Origin of the sequence: Pseudomonas sp. BCRC 81390 (assembly GCF_030341915.1) — a bacterium.
In the GTDB taxonomy this organism is placed as follows: domain Bacteria; phylum Pseudomonadota; class Gammaproteobacteria; order Pseudomonadales; family Pseudomonadaceae; genus Aquipseudomonas.
Map to the genome: position 1 here is coordinate 95269 of NZ_JATAAG010000063.1, position 20202 is coordinate 115470.

Here is a 20202-nt window from a genome sequence, read left to right on the forward strand (position 1 = left end):
TATCTTCGGCCGATCACACTACCGCCAGGGCCAGACCACCATGCGCATTGTCATCCCCGACGACTACCAGGACGTGGTTCGCACGCTCGATTGCTTCAGCACGCTGAGCGGGCATGATGTGCGCATCCTGCATGAAGGCGAACCGGCCACACTGGAGCAACGCGCGGCCCGTCTCGCCAACGCCGAGGCGCTGGTGCTCACCCGCGAACGCACGCGCATCGATGCTGCCTTGCTCGAGCGCCTGCCGCAGCTCAGGCTGATCAGCCAGACCGGCAAGGTTTCCAGCCACCTCGACCTGGCCGCCTGCACCGCGCGCGGTATCGCCGTGACCGAGGGGCGCGGCTCGCCGGTGGCGCCAGCCGAACTGGCCTGGGCGCTGATCCTGAATGCCCGCCGGCAGCTGATACCGGCCATCGATGCCTTTCGCCAGGGCCACTGGCAGGTCAACCTTGGCCAGGCACTGGCCGGCCAGCTGCTGGGCATCTGGGGCTACGGCAAGATCGGCCAGCGCCTGGCGCGGTATGCCCAGGCCTTCGACATGCCCGTCGTGGTGTGGGGCAGCGACAGCAGCCGCGCCGCAGCCCAAGCCGATGGCCACCGCGCCGCAGCTTCGCGCGAAGCGTTTTTTGCCGAGGCGGATATCCTCAGCCTGAACCTGCGCCTGTCTGAACAGACGCGTCACCGCGTCACCTTCGACGACCTGGCCCTGATGAAGCCTGACGCGCTGCTGGTGAATGTCAGCCGCGCCGAGCTGATTGCCCCCGGTGCATTGCTGCAGGCACTGGATGCGGGGCGCCCGGGGCAGGCGGCAATCGACGTGTACGAGCACGAGCCGGTGCTGGACCCTGCCCACCCGCTGCTGCGCCACCCACGGGTGCTGTGCACGCCGCATCTGGGCTATGTGGAGAAGAGCGGGTATGAACTGTACTTTGGCGACGCCTTCGACAATGTCCTGGCGTTTTTCGCGGGCACGCCGAAGCACGTAGTCAACCCGGAGGTGTTGAGCCAGCGGCGCTGACTCGGCACTGCACGGGTACACTTGCCTTCAGCACAGGCCCAGGAGTTGCCACATGCCCTACCCCATCGAACAGAAGCTGGTCATCGGCGTAGCTTCGAGTGCGCTGTTCGACCTCACCGTCTCGGACGCCATCTACCAGACCGAAGGTGTCGAAGCCTACCGCCAGCACCAGCAGCAGAACCTGGACGAACCCTTCCCCAAGGGCGTGGCATTCCCGTTCATCCGGCGCTTCCTGAGTATCAACCAGGCTTTCCCCGAGCAGTTGCCGGTGGAAGTGGTGTTGCTGTCGCGCAACTCGCCGGAAACCGGCCTGCGGGTGTTTCGCTCGATCGACCATTACCAGCTGGATATCACCCGCGCGGCGTTCATGTCCGGTCGCTCGCCTTACGAGTACATCCCGGCGTTCAATGCCTCACTGTTTCTCAGCGCCAACGAGGAGGACGTGCAGAAGGCCATCGACGCCAATTACCCGGCCGGACGGGTGCTGCCGACGCGTATCTACGATGACGAGATCGACACCGAGTTGCGGGTGGCTTTCGACTTCGACGGCGTGATCGCCGACGACGAAGCGGAGAGCGTGTACAAGCGCGACAACAGCCTGGACGATTTCCAGAAGCATGAGCGCATGCACATGGCCACCCCGCACACGCCGGGGCCATTGGCAGACCTGTACCGCAAGCTGTCGCTGATCCGCATGCTGGAAGACCAGAAACTTGTCGAAGACCCGACGTACAGACGGATCCTGCGGATCGCGATCGTCACTGCACGCAACGCACCAGCACATGAGCGGGTAGTGACGACACTGAAGAACTGGGGCGTGTCGCCGGATGAATGCTTCTTCCTCGGCGGGATGGAAAAACCCAGGGTATTGTCGATCCTCAAGCCGCATGTGTTCTTCGATGACCAGCGTAGCCATCTGCACTCGTCGGCCGGCAACTTGCCGATGGTGCATGTGCCGTTCGGTGTGGCGAACAAGGTACTGACGCCGGTCTCACCGCTGGAAGGTGTCGCATGAACCTCATTCCCGGGCTGCCGGGCCAGGCCAATGCATTGGTCTGCGGTGCCAGCGAGGGCATAGGCCTGGCGCTGTGCGCGGCCTTGCTGGCGCGCGACGATGTGCGCCAGGTCTGGGCCGTGTCGCGCCAGGCCAGCAGCAACGATGCGTTGCTGGGCCTGGCCAGGCAGCACGCTGGGCGGCTGTCGCTGGTGGATTGCGACGCCCGCGACGAGCAGGCACTCGCGGCCCTGGCACGCCAGGTGGGCCACGGCTGCGAGCACCTGCACCTGGTGGTCAGTACGCTGGGCATTCTCCATCAGGAAGGCAGCAAGGCGGAAAAGTCGCTGGCGCAACTGGACCTGGCCGGCCTGCAGGCCAGCTTCGCCACCAATGCGTTCGCGCCGGTGCTGTTGCTCAAGCACCTGCTGCCACTGCTGCGCCGGCAACCGGCCACGTTCGCGGCACTTTCGGCCCGGGTCGGCTCGATCAGCGACAACCGCCTGGGCGGCTGGTACAGCTACCGTGCCAGCAAGGCGGCACTGAACCAGCTGCTGCACACGGCCAGCATCGAGCTGAAACGGCTGAACCCGGCCGCTACCGTACTGGCCCTGCACCCGGGCACCACCGATACGCGGCTGTCGCGGCCGTTTCAAGGCAACGTGCCGGAGGGCAAACTGTTTGCCCCGGCGTTTGCCGCTCAGTGCCTGATCGAGCTGCTGGGGCGGCTTGGGCCGGCCGAGAGTGGCAGCTTCTGGGGCTGGGATGGCCAGCGTATCGCGTGGTGAGCGAGGGCAGCCGCTGGCGCCACCGCCAACGCCAGTGAACCTTTGTGGCAAGCGCGGCTCAGTTGTGCAAAGCGCGCTTGCCGCACCGACAAAGGATTGCCATGGAACATGCCCCTTCCACCACACTGCCCCGGGTGCGCGTCGAGCGTGAGCTGAGCCTGCGGGCGGTGCTCACCGGCATCGCGCTGGGCATCCTGCTCACGCCCTCGAATGTGTACGCGGGCCTGAGGATCGGCTGGTCGTTCAACATGTCGATCATCGCCTTGCTGGTCGGCTTCGCCGTGTGGCAGAGCCTGCCGGGGCGCAGCAGGGGCCGGCCGGCGTGGACGCTGCACGAAAGCAACATCAACCAGACCGTGGCCTCGGCCGCCGCGTCCATCGTGTCCGGCGGGCTGGTGGCGCCAATCCCTGCGTATACCCTGCTCACCGGTCAGCAGTTGGCCCCGCTAGCGCTGATGGCCTGGGTGTTCGCCGTGAGTTTCCTGGGCATCTGGATCGCCTGGTACCTGCGCCCCGCCTTGCTCAATGACCATGGCCTGAAATTCCCCGAGGGCATGGCCACCCTGGAGACACTGCAACAGATCTACCAGCAAGGCCACGAAGCCATGCTGCGGATCAAGGTGCTGTGCAGCGCCGCGTTGTTGTCGGGGCTGGTGAAGTGGATTGACGGCTTCGTCTGGGCGGTACCGCGCTGGGCCCCCACCCCAGTGCTCGAGCGCCTGACCTTCACCCTCGACCCGTCGCTGATGCTGGTCGGTTTCGGCGGCATCATCGGCCTCCGCGTGGGCCTGACGTTGCTGCTCGGTGCCGCCCTGGCCTGGGGCGGGCTGGCGCCGTGGCTCATCGAACATGCACTGGTGGTGCTGGCGCCGAATGCCAGCGGCCCACAGTTCGCAGCGCTGGTGGAATGGCTGCTGTGGCCAGGGGTCAGCCTGATGGTATGCGCGACCCTGACTTCACTGTCGGTTCGCCTGTTGCAAATGCCCCGGCAAAGGCCCGCCGACGGGCTGACTCGGGCATCTCGCACGCAAACGGGGTTTTCCCTGCCGCCGGCTGCGGGGCTGCTGTTGTCGATTGGCCTGGTGGTAGCGCTACAGGTGGTGCTGTTCGACATCGACGGGTGGATGGCGCTGTTGAGCATTCCCCTGGCGGTGTGCCTTGCCGTGGTCGCCGCGCGCGTGGTGGGTGCCACCGGCATTGCGCCGATCGGCGCCATCGGCAAGCTGTCGCAGCTCGGCTTCGGCCTGGTCGCCCCGGGCCAGGTGGCGATCAACCTGATGAGCGCCAACACGGCCGGCGGCGCGGCCGGGCAATCCACCGACCTGATGAACGACTTCAAGGTTGGCCAGGCGATCGGCGCAACACCGCATCGGCAACTGATTGCGCAGTGCCTCGGCATCTTCATCGGCAGCGTGGTGGCCGTACTGGTGTATCGCATGTTGATTCCCGATCCGCAGGCACAACTGCTTACCACGCAATGGCCTGCACCCGCCGTGGCGACCTGGAAGGCCGTAGCCCAGACCTTGACGCAGGGGCTGGGGGCGCTGTCGCCGACGCTGCGTTGGGCAATCGTGGCCGGTAGCGCGGCAGGCGTGCTGCTGGGCACCCTCGACAGCTTGCTGCCGCAACGGGCGGCGCGCTGGCTGCCGAGTACCGCCGCACTGGGGCTGGCATTCATTCTGCCGGCGTCGATCAGCATGATGATGGGGCTCGGCGCGGTGCTCACCTGGCTGGTCAGTTGCCGTTGGCCGAGCGTGACAGAGCGGTTTGCGATCACCGCCGCAGCGGGGCTGATTGCCGGGGAAAGCATTACCGGGGTGGGCGCATCGTTCTGGGAACTGGTACAGACGCTTTAACGGTTGGCATGCTGCTGCCCCTCTGCGCCCCCGCTGCGCCCTGCTGGCGTTGCGCTTGAACCTTGCCCGCCCGCTTGCAGGCAAATGCCGGTTAGCGCGCTTGCTGAAACGTTTCTGTAGGGCTATAAAATGGGCACAATTCCAAGAAAGGCATGCTGCTCATGTTTCCCCTCAAACGCTTCGTTGCGCTCAGCGCCCTGTGCGCGACCTCCCACGCCATGGCCTGGGATTACGTCCTGCTCGACACCGACAAGGCCGCCCAGAACTGGCAGATCACCAGCCAGCAACTGGGCGTGAACACCGACAAGCCCTTCAGCATTACCTTGCGCACCTTGCACGGGGGGCGGCAGGAGGGTGTCAGCATCGTCGACATCGACAACGGCACGCTGAAACTGTCGGTCGTGCCGACGCGCGGGATGAACATCCTGCAGGCCTCGGTCGGCACGGTGCGCCTGGGCTGGGACTCGCCGGTCAAGGAAGTGGTCAACCCGTCCTTCATCGAACTCAACGGGCGCAATGGCCTGGGCTGGCTGGAGGGCTTCAACGAGCTGGTCACCCGCTGTGGTTACGAATGGGTCGGCCACCCCGGCATCGACAATGGCGAGTTGCTGACCCTGCACGGCCGCGCCGCCAACATTCCTGCGAACAAAGTCACCCTGCACATCGATGAGAAACCACCGTACGCCATCAGCTTGCGTGGCGAACTGAAAGAACAGGCGTTCAAGAAGGTCGACTTCGCTGTCGCCACCGAAGTGGTTACCGAACCCGGCAGCGTGGTGTTCACCGTCAACGACACGCTGACCAACAACGGCGACTATGCGAAGGAATACCAGGCGCTGTACCACAGCAACTTCAGCACGCCGTTCCTCGAGCAAGGCGCCCGCTTCGCCGCCCCGGTGAAACAGGTGTCGCCGTTCAACGACAAGGCCAAGGGCGACCTGCCCGACTGGCAGACCTACCGTGCGCCGACCCGGGACTATGACGAAACGGTCTACAACGTGGTGCCGTATGCCGATGCCAAGGGCGATACCTTGACCGTGTTGCATAACAAGGCGGGCAACCTGGGCGTCTCGGTCGGTTTCAATACCGCGACACTGCCGGTGTTCTCGCTATGGAAGAACACCGATACCCAAGGCCAGGGCTATGTCACGGGGCTGGAGCCGGGGACGAGTTTTTCCTACAACCGCCGTTACCAGCGGCCACTGAACCTGGTGCCGACCATCGGCCCCAAGGAACATCGGCAGTTTCATATCCGCTACAGCTTGCTGTCGGACAAGGCAGCGGTGGACGCGGCCTTGAAGCAGGTAACCGAGATACAGGGTGGGCGCGAAACCGAGGTGCGGCAGACGCCATTGGTTGACCTGAGTAAGGGTTGATGCCGGTTGGGGGCGGCCAGCGGGCTCGCCCCGCCTACCGGGCACGGTCACTGGGGGCACCGTGCCTGCCGGCGATGACTGCCGGATGCCTGCTCCTGCCAAGTCTGCGGGGTCATGCCTTCGGAGCTGAAGAAGGTCCGGCAGAAATGGGATTGATCGTAAAAGCCGCACATCAGTGCGATGTCCACAAGCAGCATGGTGGACGTCTTCAACAATGCCTTGCTCTTCATCACCCGCTGCTCGCGCAGCCACTGTTGCGGGGACACGCGGGTACTTTGCTTGAACCTGCGCGAGAAGTGGCTGCGTGACAGTGCGCACGCTGCGGCAACTTCGGCTACCGAGATGCCGGTGTCCAGGCGTTCCAGCATGAGTCGTTTGGCGGCTTCTATCTGCCCGGCGCCGAGCAGCGCCGCTGCAGCCGGCACAGTGTCCGGCACGGTGAATTGTTCCATGTACCCACCCATTCCTAACGTCCAGGTAACCGGGTACGAGCGCTTCGTGCTGGCACAAACCGGGCGCTGCTCTTCCCGCAGGAAAACCACGCCCAGGCAGCCGCTGCGCACCCTTGCATGCATTACCAGCCCCGCTGCAGAGGCTGGTGACGACGGCTCAGACAGGTGCCGCCACAGGTGCCAGGGTCGGGCCATGCTGAACACGCTCAGGCGCCTTGTGCACCATGGTGTAGGCGTAGTCGACGCCCATGCCGTAGGCGCCGGAATGTTCTTTCACCAGCGCCATCACCGCGTCGTAGGTGGCCCGGTTCTTCCAGTCACGCTGCCATTCCAGCAGCACCTGTTGCCAGGTCACCGGCACCACGCCCGCCTGGATCATGCGCTGCATGGCGTAGTCGTGGGCTTCCTTGGTGGTGCCACCTGAGGCGTCCGCCACCATGTAGATCTCATAACCGGCGTCGTGCATCGCCGACAGGGCGAAGGTGGTGTTGCACACTTCAGTCCACAGGCCGGAAACGATCACCTTGTTGCGGCCGTTGTGCTTGAGCGCGTCACGCACCTTCTGGTCATCCCAGGAGTTCATCGAGGTGCGCTCCAGCAGCGGAGCGTCCGGGAACACCGCGAGCAGCTCCGGGTAGGTGTGCCCCGAGAAGCTTTCGGTCTCGACCGTGGTGATGGTGGTGGGCACGTCAAAGATCTTCGCCGCCTTGGCCAGGGCCACGGTGTTGTTCTTCAGCGTCTGGCGGTCGATGCTCTGCACGCCGAAAGCCATCTGCGGCTGCTGGTCGATGAAGATCAGCTGGCTGTTGAGGGGAGTCAGAACTTCGGTTTTAGGGTTGCGCATGATTGTTTCCTCTCCGCTGGATGATGGTCAGTCGCACCGTTCGCGGTGCATGCCTCGGCGCCGTCGCCGCTTGAGGTCGAGCACAAGATAGCGAAACCCGTCAGGCATCGGTGGCGCATTTTTGCGCCACTGCAAGCGTATTCATGCGCCACCAGACCGGGCACCGTGCTGCTAGCATTTGCCTCTCGATGCGGGTCAACCCGGCCCGCTGATCTGCAGGGGAATGCACATGCCAGCTTCACAACCGCTCAACAAAGACACCGCTTACTGGGGCGTTTCCTGGGAGGATGCCTATGGCTATCCGCAGGCACGCCGGGTCGGCAACGAAATTTATGTGTCGGGCCAGTTCAACCATGACGAGGACGGCAACCTTATTGCCCCGGCGCCACTCGATGGCGACGGCAAGCCCAGTGACTTCTCGGCGATGGGCGAGCAGATGCGGGTCGCCTACGCCAACATCGCCAAGCTGCTCGCCTTGTATGGCGCAAACATGCAGGATGTGGTCGAGGAGACGCTCTACGTGCTGGACATGAACGCGGCCTTCGCCGTCGTCGGCAAGGTGCGCAAGGCGGCGTACGGCACTGAGCGGCCTCAGTGCGCAAGCAACATCATTGGTGTCTCCAGGCTTGCCCAGCGCCCGCAGTTGATCGAGATCGCCTGCAAAGCCGTGATTGGCGCCGGCGCATCCGGGCGCTAGCTCGCCCGGGCTGGCCTCATCTGGCCGGGAGGTGCCCTTCGACCAAGGGCTTCTGCTCGGCCACGGCGGCGGCACAGAAGGTCATGAACGCTTTGACTCGCCACGACTTGCGGATGTCCTGGTGGGTCAGCAGCCACAGTTCATCCTGCAGCTCTGGCACCACCGGGCCGGCACGGACCAACCCCGGGGTGATGTCGCCCAGCATGCAGGGGAGAAAACCGAACCCGAGCCCTGCCGCGATGGCCGCGCTCGCGGCGGCGACAGAATCGGTGCGGTACACGATGCGCTCGGGGGCGACCCGGCTCTCCACGTAACTCGTCGCCCGCAAACCGCACAGCGCGGCAGCATACGAGACCCAAGGCTGCTCCCCTTCGAAAAGGGCCGCAGCGCCCGCCTGGCCGGCACAGCAGTACGGCGCCCAGGCGATGTTGGCCAGTTTGCGGCCGACCAGGCTGTCGGCAGGTTTGCGCGTCGCCCGGATGGCGATATCCGACTCGTCCCGGGCCAGGCTCAAGGTCTGGTTGCCGACCAGTACTTCCAGGCTGATGCCCTCGTTCAGCGCCTTGAACTCGGCGATGATCGGGGTGAGGAAATACAGCAGCAGCGAGTCGCTGGTGGTGATCCGCAGCTTGCCGAGGGGGCCCTGGCCGGCACGGGAAACACGCCGCGTGACGCTGACGATGTCCAGCTCCACTCGCTCGGCCAGCGCCCGCAGCTCGGCACCTTCGGCCGTCAGCAGGTAGCCCGACTTGCGGTGATCGAACAGGGCGATGCCCAGCGTACGCTCGACCTGGGCAATGCGCCGCGAAACGGTGGACACATTCACCCCGAGCTTCTTGGCCGTAGCAGCACGATTGCCACACTCACTGAGGGTCTTGATGATGCGCAGGTCGTCCCACGACAGCTGGCTGACGGCCTCGCCTGCGTCCCACTTCGCAGGGGTTGCCGTAGCAGGCTGAAGTTTTCCAGTGAGTGATTGCACAGGTTCCGATCCACAGGCGAATGCGCCGATAATACGAGAAGCGACCGGGGTGAACCAAGTCGTCCGCACGATAGGGTTGCCTAGTCGCTGGACAAGCGGATCACCGTCTTGCCCGAACCACGACCTTGCGCGACCTGGCGAAACGTTTCGGTGACATCTGCCAGGGCGAACTGCCGCGGGTCAACCCGCACTGTCAGCGCCGTGTTCAGCCCCGAGCGACGGCGCTCAGCCCGTACGAAGGCGTTCATCGATTTTCTCCGGGAGCACCTGTAGGCGCCCCAAGGCCTATGCCGAACCCTGCTTCAGCCAGGCCTTCGGGCTTGCGCCAACCTTGCGCCGGAACGTCCGGGCCAAGGCCGACGGGCTTTCATAGCCGACCTCATCGGCAATCAGCGCGATCGGGCGCCCCTCGCGCAGGCGCTTCTGGGCCAGGCTGATGCGCCAGTTGGCCAGGTAGTCTGCCGGGGTCATGCCCACCGTGTGGCGAAAGTGCGCGGCAAAGCTGGCCCGCGACATGCCCGAACGGTCAGCCATCTGCGCCACCGACCAGTTGTGCTGGGGTTCGTTGTGGATGGCGACCAGTGCGCGCGAAAGCTGGGCGTCGGCCAGCCCGGCCATCATTCCTGAGGCAATGCTGCGGCTGGCAACGAGGTGGCGAAGCAACTGAATCACCATCAGCTCGAACAGGCGATTGAGCATGACATCGCGGCCACATTCGTCGCCGAAGGCTTCGGTAAACAGCCAGTCGAGGGTACCCGTCAACCCAGGCAATTCGCTTAGCGGCTTGATGATGAAATCCGGCAAGGCCAAGGTCAGCGGGTTGTTGGCACCGCCCTCGAACTGCAAGGTGGCACAAACCAGCTCCGCCTCATCGGCTTCGGTCGCCACCAACCGGTGTGCCTGCGGGCGCACCGCCAGGATCAGGCTCGGTTCGTTCAGCTCCACGACCTGCCCGTGCTTGTCCCTGAAAGCGAGGCGGCCGGCACGCAGCAGGTGGGCGTACCCCACCCGCTGTTGCCCATCAAGGTCGCTCGTGCCGCAGAACCCGCCCTGGTGAAAGGTGGCGGCATGCAGGTTGAAGTGTTTGAGTAACGTCGACAATCGGTCCATGGCGCGCTCGGGTTTAGACGATCTGTTGCATAATTTCGATGATCTGCAGCCGAAAGGAAAGCCCAGCTCCCTAACATTGACTCCAGGCTTGATCGACAAGCCCGTTAATCAACCCTTGGAGAATGACCATGACTCGTATCGCAGCCCTCTCGCTGGACCAGGCACCTGCTGCCTCGCGCACCGCGCTGGAAGGTATCCAGAAAGGCCTCGGCTTCATCCCCAACGCGTTCCGCACCCTGGCCCACTCCCCCGCTGTATTGAACGGTTACCTGGGCCTCGCCCAAGCCTTGGGCAAAACCTCGCTGAGCGCCGCTGAACGTGAAGTGGTCGCCCTCGCCGCTTCGCAGGTGAACGGTTGCGACTACTGCCTGGCCGCGCACGCTTTCTTTGCAGGCAAAGCGGGCCTGAGCGAAGAGGCAATCAGCCAGGCCCGCAGCGGCACGCTCAGCGCCGTCGCCGCACTGGCGCGCCAGGTCACCGAAAGCCGCGGTCAGCTGACCGACCAGCAGATTGCAGCAGCTCATGAGACGGGTATCGACGATGGCAAGATCGTCGAGGTGGTGGCGCAGGTGGCACTGTTAACCCTCACAAATTACCTGAACAACGTCGCCCTTACCGATATCGACTTCCCGCCGGCAGCACGCTAGCCAAACCACCCCGTCGTCGCCGCTCAGCGGCGATGGCGGGGCTGATGCAGCGTTTCAATCAGCACCATTACAGAAATATATTTTGCGCACTAAATATTATCGCGCAACATACAACTCAACCAGCAAGCACATGCTGATTCCCCTACCCCAGCTAACGGAGCATGACCATGAACTTCAGCAAAGCAATCGCCATCGCCACCTTGACCTTCGGTGCCAGCTTCGGTGCTTTCGCCCAGTCCGCCTCGGCGTACCAGTACGGCGATCACCTGGACATCGCCCAGGTCATCGCCGTGGACGCCCCGGCCAACGCCAGCGGGCACGCCAGCACTGCCACCCTGACCTACCGCGACAGCGACGGCAAGGTGCAGAAGATCAACTACCTGCGCCCGACCACCTCCGCCAACCAGAACTGATCACCCAGCCCAGTGCCCCAGGAGCTTGACCATGAAACTCACCCGCCCCCTCGCCGCCGGCCTGCTCGCGCTCGCCGTCAACAGCGCCTTCGCCGCCGGTAGCCCCGGTGTGGAAACCACCACCCAGGCCTTCCTCCAGGCCCTTGAAGCCGGTGGCGGCCAACCGCTGGAAACCCTGGCACCGAAAGACGCGCGTGCCGTGCTCACTGGCGCCCAGGCCAGCGTCAAGGTGGACGTTTCCGGCATCCAGGTCGAGCGCCGCACAATTGCGGTCGACGGCCAGGCCCTTGAGATCCGCGTAGTACGCCCACAGGGGGCGAAAGGCGAGTTGCCGGTGTTCATGTTCTTCCATGGCGGTGGCTGGGTGCTGGGTGACTATCCGACCCATGAACGCCTGATCCACGACCTGGTGCTTGGCTCCGGTGCAGCGGCGGTGTACGTCGACTACACCCCGTCGCCGGAAGCGAAGTTCCCCACTGCCATCAACCAGGCCTACGCCGCCACCCGTTGGGTTGCCGAAAACGGCAAGCAGATTGGCGTCGATGGCAGCCGTCTGGCGGTGGTAGGCAACAGCGTGGGTGGCAACATGGCGGCGGTTGTCGCGCTCAAGGCCAAGGAGGCCGGCACGCCGAAGCTGCGCTTCCAGGCCCTGCTGTGGCCGGTGACCGACGCCAACTTCAACAACGGCTCGTACAACCAGTTCGCCGAGGGCCATTTCCTCACACGCAACATGATGCAGTGGTTCTGGAACAGCTATACCAGCGACCCCAGGCAGCGTGACGACATCCATGCCTCGCCGCTGCGCGCCAGCCTGGAGCAGTTGAAAGGCCTGCCACCCGCGTTGGTACAGACTGCCGAGATGGATGTGCTGCGCGACGAAGGCGAAGCGTACGCGCGCAAGCTGGGCGCTGCTGGTGTCCCGGTGACCGCCGTGCGCTACAACGGCATGATCCATGACTTCGGCCTGCTCAACGTGCTCGGCCAGGTGCCCGCTACCCGCAGTGCGATGGACCAGGCGGCCCAGGCGATCAGACAGCACCTGCAGTGATCGTGGTTGCGGCTTACTGACATCTTCCTGGGATCGTAGCGCGGCGTGGATTCGGATGTGTTCGCCTAACGGTATGTAGCGCCTATGAGATCGAGCGCCGCCCGCACGGCGCTCGATCTCATAGGCAACGAGGATCTCAGGCAAACACATGCCACCACACAAGCCCCATTGCGGCCGGTCGAGACGTCCACGAAACTAGGGGCGATTCAATCCGACTTTTAACAGGCAGCTTTTTGAGGTTAACTTCCCCTCTAAATCACGCTGCGGCCATCTCCCTATGTCAATTGCTGACAACCTTCTTGCGTTCACCTTCGCAGCCACACTGTTAACACTAACGCCCGGCCTCGACACTGCGTTGATATTGAGAACGGCCACCGTGGAAGGAAAGCAGCAGGCTTTTCGCGCCGCACTGGGCATCAACACAGGTTGCCTGCTGTGGGGCGCCGCTGTGGCATTTGGACTAGGCGCACTGATTGCCGTATCAACGTTGGCGTTCAACGTCTTGAAATACTGCGGTGCCGCCTACCTAGCCTGGCTCGGGCTGAATATGCTCTTACGTCCGCGTACATCATTGTCGCCCGTCCAAGCGACAGGTAAGCCTAGCCATGACTGGTTCCTGAAGGGAGTGATGGGAAATATCCTGAATCCCAAGATTGGTATTTTCTACGTCTCTTTCTTGCCCCAATTCATTCCCCAAGGCCAGCCATTGGTTACTTGGACGTTCGGCTTGGTCAGCATTCACGTGGCAATCGGGTTGCTATGGTCGATTATTCTCATCGCCGCAACCCAACCGCTGGCCGGTATATTGCGGCGTGAGAAAGTGGTTGCGTGGATGGATCGTGCAACAGGAATGATCTTCGTTTTTTTTGCTGCTCGTCTCGCCTTCAGTAAACGTTAAGCACTTCTGTAAGGCGCCGGTGTATTGCTCGGAGACGCCGCCCGAAGGGTTCTGGTGAACAACCCACCCCATGAGCTAAGTCAAATGGAAGAAATGGAATCAATCGTCGCCCCAGGCGGCAGGTTCTCGGTCAGGGTCGCCGCCTGGGAAGCGCGCAACAGCCAATGGGTGTATGTGCCCTCCCTCTTTGATACGCACACCCAAGCGGTCATTTTTGCATTCGCCAGCCCGCACTGGTCCATGGACCAGGCCACCTGGCGCAGTGATGCGACGGTTCATTTCGTGCTCCGGAAATTTCCGGGCGATCACCTTCCGGCGACACTGGAGCTCTTGGTGAATTGCGCCAATCAGACTGCGGCCGTGGGGGCAGGCGCCGAACACAGGCTTGCCGAGATCGAGCAGGCACTGGAGGCCGCATTCGAGAAAAAACCCAGTGTGTCCTGACCATCGATCGGTCAACCACAAGTAAGGCTCCCGCCCCAGCCTGAACAGGCGATGGTCTTCACTGGCTTCGAAACCAGGCGTGTGGTCTGCAAGTGACGCCTAATGCACGATCAGGGTGAACACGCGCCGCTTGCCTACAACCGAAACGATTGTCGCATCGCCCGCGCGAGCAAAGTCACGGCGGCGTCCCCGCCCGATGCCGGGCTGCGCATGAACAGGATGTCGTGGTCGGGAATGGCCGGCAGGCCCTCGAGGATCTGCATGCGCTCGGTGACCTTGGCCCGGTCGATCACACTGATGGCCAAGCCGGCCTCCACACAGGCTTTGACGGCCTGGTTGGAGTGGCTTTCAAGGATGATGCGCGAGCGGCGTCCCGAGGCCTTGAGTGATTCGACCATGGCCTCACGATAGGGGCATTGCAACGCATGGGCAGCCAGCGGCAACGGGTCGTGAAGTACCGCTGCCGCGTTCATCGGCCCGACCCAGACCGGCGTGGTCGACAGCAGTCGCTCGGCATCGGGCCCGAGCGTATCTTCGACCTGGGCGATGACCGCTGCCTGCAATTTGCCGCGCCGGACCAGCTCCCTCAGGGCATGGCTCGGCCCGGTCCTGAGTTCGAGCACCACATTCGGCCAGGCAGCGCTGAACATCGGCAAGATATCGCGAATCACATGGGCCGCGTATTCGTCAGGGACACCGAGCGTGATACGCCCGGCCAGATCCGGCCCGTGCAGCTCTGCCAGCACCTGATCGTGGGTGCGTAACAGCTCGGCGGTCGAATTCAGTAGCCGCCGGCCCAGGGCCGTCAACGATATGGACTGGTTGTCGCGATTGAGCAATCTGCCACCGGCGACGGCCTCCAGGCGTTGAATGTGGACGCTGACCGCCGCCGGGCTTTTATGCAGCTGCTCGGCCGCTGCGCTGAACTTGCCGATGCGCACCACAGCATGAAAGGTACGCAGGAGGTCGATATCGAGCGTGGTCGCCATGATTCAATATCCGTAAAGAACTGCTGCACATATTTTTGATTTATCAGATTACGCCGATTTCGTAGTGTCGGGGTATGAACCAGCACCTGCCGATCCCGCCCCCCACGTCGACCCGTCGCCCCTGGCAGCGAGCCTCGCCGCTGCCCATGCTTGAAGCCGGGCTGCTGCTGACCTGGAGTTCCGGGTTCATCGGTGCACGCTTTTCCATCGATCATGCCCCCGCCCTGCTGGTGGTGTTCTGGCGCTGCCTCGTGGTGAGCCTGCTGTTGTTCCCGTTGGTCTGGCGGGCCCTGCGCCAAACGCCATTTGCCGTGTTACTGAGCCACACCGGCATCGGCCTGTTGGCCATGGCGGGCTACCTGACCGGCGTGACGCAGGGCATTGCCCTGGGTGTGCCCGCCGGCCTGGCCGCGTTATGTGCCGACCTGTTGCCGCTGGGCATGGCGCTGCTCGCAGCGCTGGTGCTGGGCGAGCGCCTGCCGCTGCAGGTGTGGGTCGGCCTGATCGTCGGGCTGCTAGGGGTGCTGTGGGTGACTCATGATGCGCTGATGCTGGGCACAGCACCGATGTGGGCGTATGGGCTGCCCGTGGCCGGCATGTGCTCGCTGGCGGTCGCCACGTTGTGGCAAAAACGCAGCAAGGTGCAGGCCATGGGCTTGTTGCCCAACCTCTGGCTGCAGTGTTTCGTCTCCAGTTTCGCCTTCGCCGCCATCGAAGGCAGCCAACGCAGCCTGGCACCGGTTGCCAGCGCAGGCTTTGCACTGAGCGTGGCATGGACCGCAGTCCTGTCGACGCTTGGCGGCTATGGGTTGTACTGGGCCTGCCTGCGCAGGTCCTCGGCCACCCGTGTTGCCAGCGTGCTGTACCTCAGCCCGCCGATCACCCTGCTCTGGGCCTGGGCGATGTTCGATGAGCCGTTGTCCTGGCCGATGGCAGCGGGGATGGCGCTATCGGCGGTCGGTATCTGCCTGGTGGTACGCGCCGAGGCCCGGCAAGCCAGCCGCGACGAGCGCAAGCCCAACCACCCTACCCCGCGCTGAGGTGACGGCGCTACTGACAGCGATGAACCTTGCGCGTGCAGTTTCGTAAGGCGCGAGCCTGGGTGTGATCCCCTAGAGTGTGGCCCATCGGCCAGCCACGAGCGGGCGACAGCCCTGTTCCAGCCAATGCTGGCCTGCACGCGTATCGAACCTGAGTTGCCACACAGGATGCCTGTCATGTCTCGAATCGAAAACGAAGCCAGCGAACCCCGGCGCTGGTTGATGTTCGCCATCTTGCTGGTCGGTGCGTTTCTGCCGCCGCTGGATTTCTTCATCGTCAACGTCGCGCTGCCCTCGATACAGACGGACCTGGGCACAGGTGCCTCTGCCGAGCAACTGGTGATCGCGTCCTACGCGACGCTCTATGCCGTGACGCTGATCACCGGCGGGCGCCTTGGCGACCTGTATGGGCGCGGGCGGATGTTCTTCATCGGCCTGCTGGGCTTCGCCGCTGCTTCGCTGCTGTGCGGCGTGGCGACTGCGCCATGGGTACTGGTGCTCGGACGCGCCTTGCAGGGCGTGAGCGCCGCCGTGATGGCGCCGCAGGCTCTCGCCTCGGTACAGGCGATTTTCCCGGCAGCGGAAAGATCATTGGCCCTGAGCCTGTACGGCGCCGTGTTTGGCCTGGCGTCAGTGATCGGCCAGGCGCTGGGTGGCGTGCTGATCGCGCTCGACCTGTTCGGCATGGGCTGGCGCGCGATATTCCTGGTCAACCTGCCGATCGCATTGCTGGTGATTGCATTCGGTATCCCCGTGCTCAAGGACACCCGTGCGCTGCAGGCGAGCAAGCTGGACCTGGTGGGCACGGCGTTGTCGATGCTGGCCCTTGGCGCCCTGGTCGTGCCGCTGATCGAGGGCCGCGAAGCGGGATGGCCGTGGTGGGCGTGGCTGTCGCTCGCCGCTGCGCCTGTACTGGGGGCGTTGTTCTGGCGCTACGAGGCGCGCCTGCACCGCGCCGGCGGAACCCCTTTGCTGGCACCGGCTGCGCTGCAAGCCCCCGGGCTGGGCCGGGCGTTATCCATAGCGCTGTGCTTCTACGCCATTGGCGTGTTCTTCCTGCTGTTTTCCATCTACCTGCAAGGCGCACTGCAGATGACCGCACTGCATGCCGGCCTGGTCTTCCTGCCGTTCGGCGCCGGCTTCCTGATCGGACCGCTCTCGGTTCCCCTGCTCAGGCGCGTGCTCGGCGGTTACGTGAACCCGGTAGGCATGGCGCTGGAGGTCATCTGCTTGCTCTGGCTGGGTTGGCTGATGTCAGTGACTCCCCCTGGCCTTGCCCCGCCTTTCACGTCCCTGTCGGTCATCCTGTTCCTGATCGGGCTGGGACAGGGGCTGGCCCTGCCGACGTTGATGCGCCTGGTCACGGGCCGGGTCGCACCGGCGTATGCCGGGATGATCGCAGGCATCACCAGCGCGACCTTGCAGATCAGCACCTCGCTGAGCGTGGCCGTCATCGGCGGCGTGTTCTATACCGTACTGGGGGAGCAGGCAACGGCAGCCCGCATCAGCCACGCCTTCATGGTCGCCGTACTGTGCATGGCCGCCTGCCTGGCCGTAGGGGTTGCGCTGAGCCTTACATTGGCGCGGCAGCCGGCACCGCTGGCGGAGGCAGCGGCGATGCGCCCGAGCTGAGCGCCGCTATCCTGCTAGCCCGCGCCGATCATGCTGGAGGCAAGGTCAGCCAGGGCGCGCAGCCGGTCCAGCTGACGCATGTCGCGGTGATAGCCCATCCAGATGTCCCGCCCCGGCGGTGGCTGGTGCTCGTCCAGCAGCCGCAGGCCGGGCATCGCGTCGCCGAGCACGCGCGGCAACACGGCAACTCCAAGCCCCTTCGCGCACATCTGCGCCTGGACCGTCCGGCTGCTGCTGGTGAACACGGTGCGGGCCTGCGGGTAACGCTGCTGTAACCAGTGCACATCCGGGTAATGGGCCTGGGCAACGTTCATCAGGATGAGCCCCAGCCCCTCGCCGTCCGGGTGTGGCGCCGGGGCATGCAATGCGCTGTAGAGTCCGTACGGCAAGGTCGTCAGCTTGCGCTGGACGATGTCAGGCTCGGTGAAGGGCACGATCCGGAAAGCGATGTCGGCATCGCGGCGGGCAAGGTCGAACAGCCGATGCCCGGCAATGACTTCGGGCACGATCAATGGAAACCGCCGTGCCAGTTCGACCAGCACCGGCGACAGCACATGGCAGGCGAACCAGTCGGCCGAGGAGATGCGCAACAGCCCCTCCGGCTGATCGCCATGCCCCGCCAGGCGACGTTCGATGGCGAGGGCACTGTGCTCCATGGCCAGCGCCAGGTCGAGAATCCGCTCGCCATTGTCGGTGAGCACCAGCCCCTGGGCGGTGCGCAGGAAGAACGCTTGCCCGCTGGCCTGTTCAAGCACCTGCAAACGCCGCCCGACGGTCGGGTGACTGACGCCCAATGCTCTCGCGGCCCCACCCAACGAGCCACTGCGGGCAATTGCCAGGAAGATCCGCATGTCACTCCAGTCCATGCCGCCCTCCTGTTCCAGAATGAGCGATGAGGTTGCAACAATGACGGTCAGGCTGCAATCCCCTGAGCAACTGGCTTTGAACGTACTGGCCGGCCAAATTCACCCGCAGCGGACAGCTGAAGCCAGGGCGGCTGCGGGGCCCATCCCTGCCAGGCGCGGCGCCTACAGGTACAACGCAGGCCTGATGGCAGATGAAATCCCAGCGCGGCAACCCCTGCAGGATCGTGCATGCCATTCGCAGGATTGGCCTAACCTGACCCAGCCCAGGCTTTTTACTCTTGTTTCACCACCTGCTTATCGACAGGGGCTTCTCCAGCCACGAACAGGAGTGAGTAAAATGCACGGCATTGAACAAAAAGTCATCGTGATCACCGGCGCCAGCAGTGGTATCGGCGAAGCGACTGCGCGCCTGCTCGCCAGCCAAGGCGCACGTGTGGTGCTGGGCGCCCGCCGCACCGACCGCCTGGAAGCACTGGCCAGGGAGATTCGTTCAGCGGGCGGTATTGCTGATGCCCTGGCGCTGGATGTCACCCGCCTGGATGACATGCAGTCGTTCATCGACTTCGCTGTCGAACTGCATGGCCGCGTCGATGTGCTGATCAACAACGCTGGCGTCATGCCGCTTTCCAAGCTGGAAGCGCTCAAGGTCGATGAGTGGAACCGGATGATCGACGTCAACATTCGCGGCGTACTGCACGGCATTGCCGCAACGCTGCCACTCATGCAACAACAGCGTGCCGGGCAGATCATCAATATCGCCTCCATCGGTGCCTACGCCGTGAGCCCTACCGCTGCGGTGTACTGCGCCACCAAATATGCCGTACGGGCCATTTCCGAGGGCTTGCGCCAAGAGGTGGGCGGTGACATCCGGGTCACCGTCATTGCTCCGGGCGTCACCGAATCCGAACTGGCTGACAGCATTTCCGATGAGGGCGGGCGTGCCGAGATGCGCGAGTTCCGCAAGATCGCGATTCCAGCTTCGGCGATTGCCCGAGCGATCGCCTACGCCGTGGAACAGCCTGCGGATGTCGATGTCAGCGAACTGATCGTGCGCCCGACCGCAAGTCCATTCTGAGTGACCGGACGACAGCGAGGAAAGCAGATGGAGCAGGCCGGAATGGAGACATTCCGGCTTTTTGGAGGTCGATGTCCCTGGAATGGTTTTTCCAGGCGGCCAGCAAGAGAGGCAACGCTACCCATGAACGTCATCGAGCGGACTTCTGCCCATGGTCTGGAAGCTTATATCCGTGGGCAGCGGCTTGCCGCCTCGGATGTTCTGGCCGATCGCGACATGCTGGTGCAGATCTTCAACCGTGAGCGCGAACAAGGTGACTTCATCGTCCCTGCGGTAGCCGAGCCCCTGCTGGTATGGGTCATCTCTGGCAACGCTACCGTGGAGGAACGCGAGCTTGGCGGCGAGTGGCAAAGCAGCCGGGTGGCCAGGGGTGATTTCTTCCTGACGACCTCGGCACAACCTTACGAAATGCGCTGGAAAGTGGACGGCGCAGACCCCTTCGAAGTGATGCACATCTACCTCGGCATTCCGCTGCTGGAGAAAGCCATTCATGAGGTGTTGGGCGGCGTTGTGCAAGCGCTTCGCCTGCGTGAAGTCTCGGGCGGGCGCGATGAAGGCTTGTCCGTTCTGCTGCAACACGTGCAGCGGGAACTGACCGGGCAACGGCCCAGCCCGCTTTATCTGCAAGGGTTGGCCCAGTGCATCGCCGTTCACCTTGCGCGCAACTACCTGGACAACTCAGCGGACGATATCGCGCGCCGCAATGCCCTCCCCGCTTACAAGCTACGCCGCGTGTTGTCGGCAATGGAAGCCAACCTGGCCGGGGAATTCCAGCTCGGGCAGCTGGCCGAGATAGCCGGAATGAGCGCGTACCACTTCAGCCGGCTGTTCAAGAAGGCGGCGGGCTACTCGCCGTCACAGTTCTTTATCCGGCTGAGGATGGCAAGGGCGCGGCAACTGCTTGTGGAAACGGACCGGAGCGTCATTGATATAGGGCTTGAGGTTGGCCACAGCAGCCCCAGCCATTTTTCCCAGGTGTTCAAACGAGAGGTTGGCGTTACGCCCACTCAATACCGCCAGTAGCGAGTGGGCA

The 20202-nt window shown here is 63.9% G+C and carries 21 protein-coding genes and 1 pseudogene; 15 read left to right on the forward strand and 7 right to left on the reverse strand.

Annotated features, from left to right (window positions below):
- The first annotated feature begins 40 nt into the window (after positions 1–40).
- The 5 genes from QSV36_RS15150 (at position 41) to QSV36_RS15170 (ending at position 6032) form a co-directional block, all read left to right on the forward strand.
- Positions 41–1018: a D-2-hydroxyacid dehydrogenase family protein gene (locus tag QSV36_RS15150; protein ID WP_289132851.1), complete on the forward strand. Its 978-nt coding sequence runs from the start codon at positions 41–43 to the stop codon at positions 1016–1018.
- Between the two features lie 52 nt (positions 1019–1070).
- A complete protein-coding gene (locus QSV36_RS15155) occupies positions 1071–2033 on the forward strand; it encodes a 5'-nucleotidase (RefSeq protein ID WP_289132852.1) in 963 nt (320 codons plus the stop codon).
- Positions 2030–2800: an SDR family NAD(P)-dependent oxidoreductase gene (locus QSV36_RS15160; RefSeq protein ID WP_289132853.1), complete on the forward strand. Its 771-nt coding sequence runs from the start codon at positions 2030–2032 to the stop codon at positions 2798–2800. Before QSV36_RS15155 ends, QSV36_RS15160 begins: the two co-directional genes overlap by 4 nt.
- Before the next feature lie 101 nt (positions 2801–2901).
- Entirely contained in the window at positions 2902–4656 is a 1755-nt protein-coding gene (locus QSV36_RS15165; protein WP_289132854.1) for an OPT family oligopeptide transporter, read from the forward strand.
- Positions 4657–4817: 161 nt separating this feature from the next.
- Positions 4818–6032, forward strand: coding sequence for an aldose 1-epimerase family protein (locus QSV36_RS15170; protein WP_289132856.1), 1215 nt, complete (start codon positions 4818–4820; stop codon positions 6030–6032).
- A 47-nt stretch (positions 6033–6079) separates the two neighbouring features.
- Here the strand turns inward: QSV36_RS15170 and QSV36_RS15175 are convergent, their stop codons facing one another.
- Complete coding sequence (locus tag QSV36_RS15175; RefSeq protein WP_289132859.1) at positions 6080–6484, reverse strand: helix-turn-helix domain-containing protein; 405 nt, start codon at positions 6482–6484, stop codon at positions 6080–6082.
- A 157-nt stretch (positions 6485–6641) separates the two neighbouring features.
- The gene (locus QSV36_RS15180; RefSeq protein WP_289132862.1) at positions 6642–7328 is read right to left on the reverse strand and encodes a hydrolase; all 687 of its coding nucleotides are present in this window, start codon (positions 7326–7328) and stop codon (positions 6642–6644) included.
- A gap of 229 nt (positions 7329–7557) precedes the next feature.
- On the opposite strand from QSV36_RS15180, the gene QSV36_RS15185 reads away from it, so the two are divergent.
- Positions 7558–8025, forward strand: a complete 468-nt coding sequence (locus tag QSV36_RS15185) for a Rid family hydrolase (RefSeq protein WP_289132864.1) — start codon at positions 7558–7560, stop codon at positions 8023–8025.
- 16 nt (positions 8026–8041) lie between these two features.
- On the opposite strand, the gene QSV36_RS15190 is transcribed toward QSV36_RS15185, so the two are convergent.
- From QSV36_RS15190 to QSV36_RS15200, 3 genes and pseudogenes are all read right to left on the reverse strand, one after another.
- On the reverse strand, positions 8042–9007 hold the full coding sequence (locus tag QSV36_RS15190; RefSeq protein WP_289132868.1) for a LysR family transcriptional regulator: 966 nt from the start codon (positions 9005–9007) through the stop codon (positions 8042–8044).
- A gap of 80 nt (positions 9008–9087) precedes the next feature.
- Positions 9088–9204: pseudogene (locus tag QSV36_RS15195) on the reverse strand (quinone oxidoreductase); the annotation flags it as partial.
- 88 nt (positions 9205–9292) lie between these two features.
- Positions 9293–10117, reverse strand: coding sequence for an AraC family transcriptional regulator (locus QSV36_RS15200; protein ID WP_289132870.1), 825 nt, complete (start codon positions 10115–10117; stop codon positions 9293–9295).
- A gap of 128 nt (positions 10118–10245) precedes the next feature.
- Between QSV36_RS15200 and QSV36_RS15205 the strand changes: the two genes are divergently transcribed.
- From QSV36_RS15205 to QSV36_RS15225, 5 genes are all read left to right on the forward strand, one after another.
- Complete coding sequence (locus QSV36_RS15205) at positions 10246–10764, forward strand: carboxymuconolactone decarboxylase family protein (RefSeq protein WP_289132872.1); 519 nt, start codon at positions 10246–10248, stop codon at positions 10762–10764.
- Positions 10765–10931: 167 nt separating this feature from the next.
- Entirely contained in the window at positions 10932–11177 is a 246-nt protein-coding gene (locus QSV36_RS15210) for a DUF2790 domain-containing protein (RefSeq protein ID WP_289132874.1), read from the forward strand.
- A gap of 31 nt (positions 11178–11208) precedes the next feature.
- Positions 11209–12225, forward strand: coding sequence for an alpha/beta hydrolase (locus QSV36_RS15215; RefSeq protein ID WP_289132876.1), 1017 nt, complete (start codon positions 11209–11211; stop codon positions 12223–12225).
- A gap of 277 nt (positions 12226–12502) precedes the next feature.
- On the forward strand, positions 12503–13123 hold the full coding sequence (locus QSV36_RS15220) for a LysE family translocator (protein ID WP_289132877.1): 621 nt from the start codon (positions 12503–12505) through the stop codon (positions 13121–13123).
- Between the two features lie 84 nt (positions 13124–13207).
- Complete coding sequence (locus tag QSV36_RS15225; protein WP_289133389.1) at positions 13208–13567, forward strand: hypothetical protein; 360 nt, start codon at positions 13208–13210, stop codon at positions 13565–13567.
- A 134-nt stretch (positions 13568–13701) separates the two neighbouring features.
- On the opposite strand, the gene QSV36_RS15235 is transcribed toward QSV36_RS15225, so the two are convergent.
- Entirely contained in the window at positions 13702–14556 is an 855-nt protein-coding gene (locus QSV36_RS15235) for a LysR family transcriptional regulator (protein WP_289132879.1), read from the reverse strand.
- 74 nt (positions 14557–14630) lie between these two features.
- Here QSV36_RS15235 and QSV36_RS15240 point away from each other — a divergent pair, with 74 nt between their 5' ends.
- Positions 14631–15596 (forward strand): DMT family transporter, encoded by a 966-nt coding sequence (locus QSV36_RS15240; protein ID WP_289132881.1) that lies wholly within the window; start codon positions 14631–14633, stop codon positions 15594–15596.
- Between the two features lie 177 nt (positions 15597–15773).
- Entirely contained in the window at positions 15774–17228 is a 1455-nt protein-coding gene (locus tag QSV36_RS15245; protein WP_289132883.1) for an MFS transporter, read from the forward strand.
- Between the two features lie 14 nt (positions 17229–17242).
- Here QSV36_RS15245 and QSV36_RS15250 read toward each other — a convergent pair whose 3' ends face one another.
- Entirely contained in the window at positions 17243–18094 is an 852-nt protein-coding gene (locus QSV36_RS15250; RefSeq protein WP_289132886.1) for a LysR family transcriptional regulator, read from the reverse strand.
- Positions 18095–18431: 337 nt separating this feature from the next.
- Between QSV36_RS15250 and QSV36_RS15255 the strand changes: the two genes are divergently transcribed.
- Both QSV36_RS15255 and QSV36_RS15260 read left to right on the forward strand, forming a co-directional pair.
- Positions 18432–19169: an SDR family oxidoreductase gene (locus QSV36_RS15255; RefSeq protein ID WP_289132888.1), complete on the forward strand. Its 738-nt coding sequence runs from the start codon at positions 18432–18434 to the stop codon at positions 19167–19169.
- A 123-nt stretch (positions 19170–19292) separates the two neighbouring features.
- On the forward strand, positions 19293–20192 hold the full coding sequence (locus QSV36_RS15260) for an AraC family transcriptional regulator (protein WP_289132890.1): 900 nt from the start codon (positions 19293–19295) through the stop codon (positions 20190–20192).
- The last annotated feature ends 10 nt before the right edge of the window (positions 20193–20202 follow it).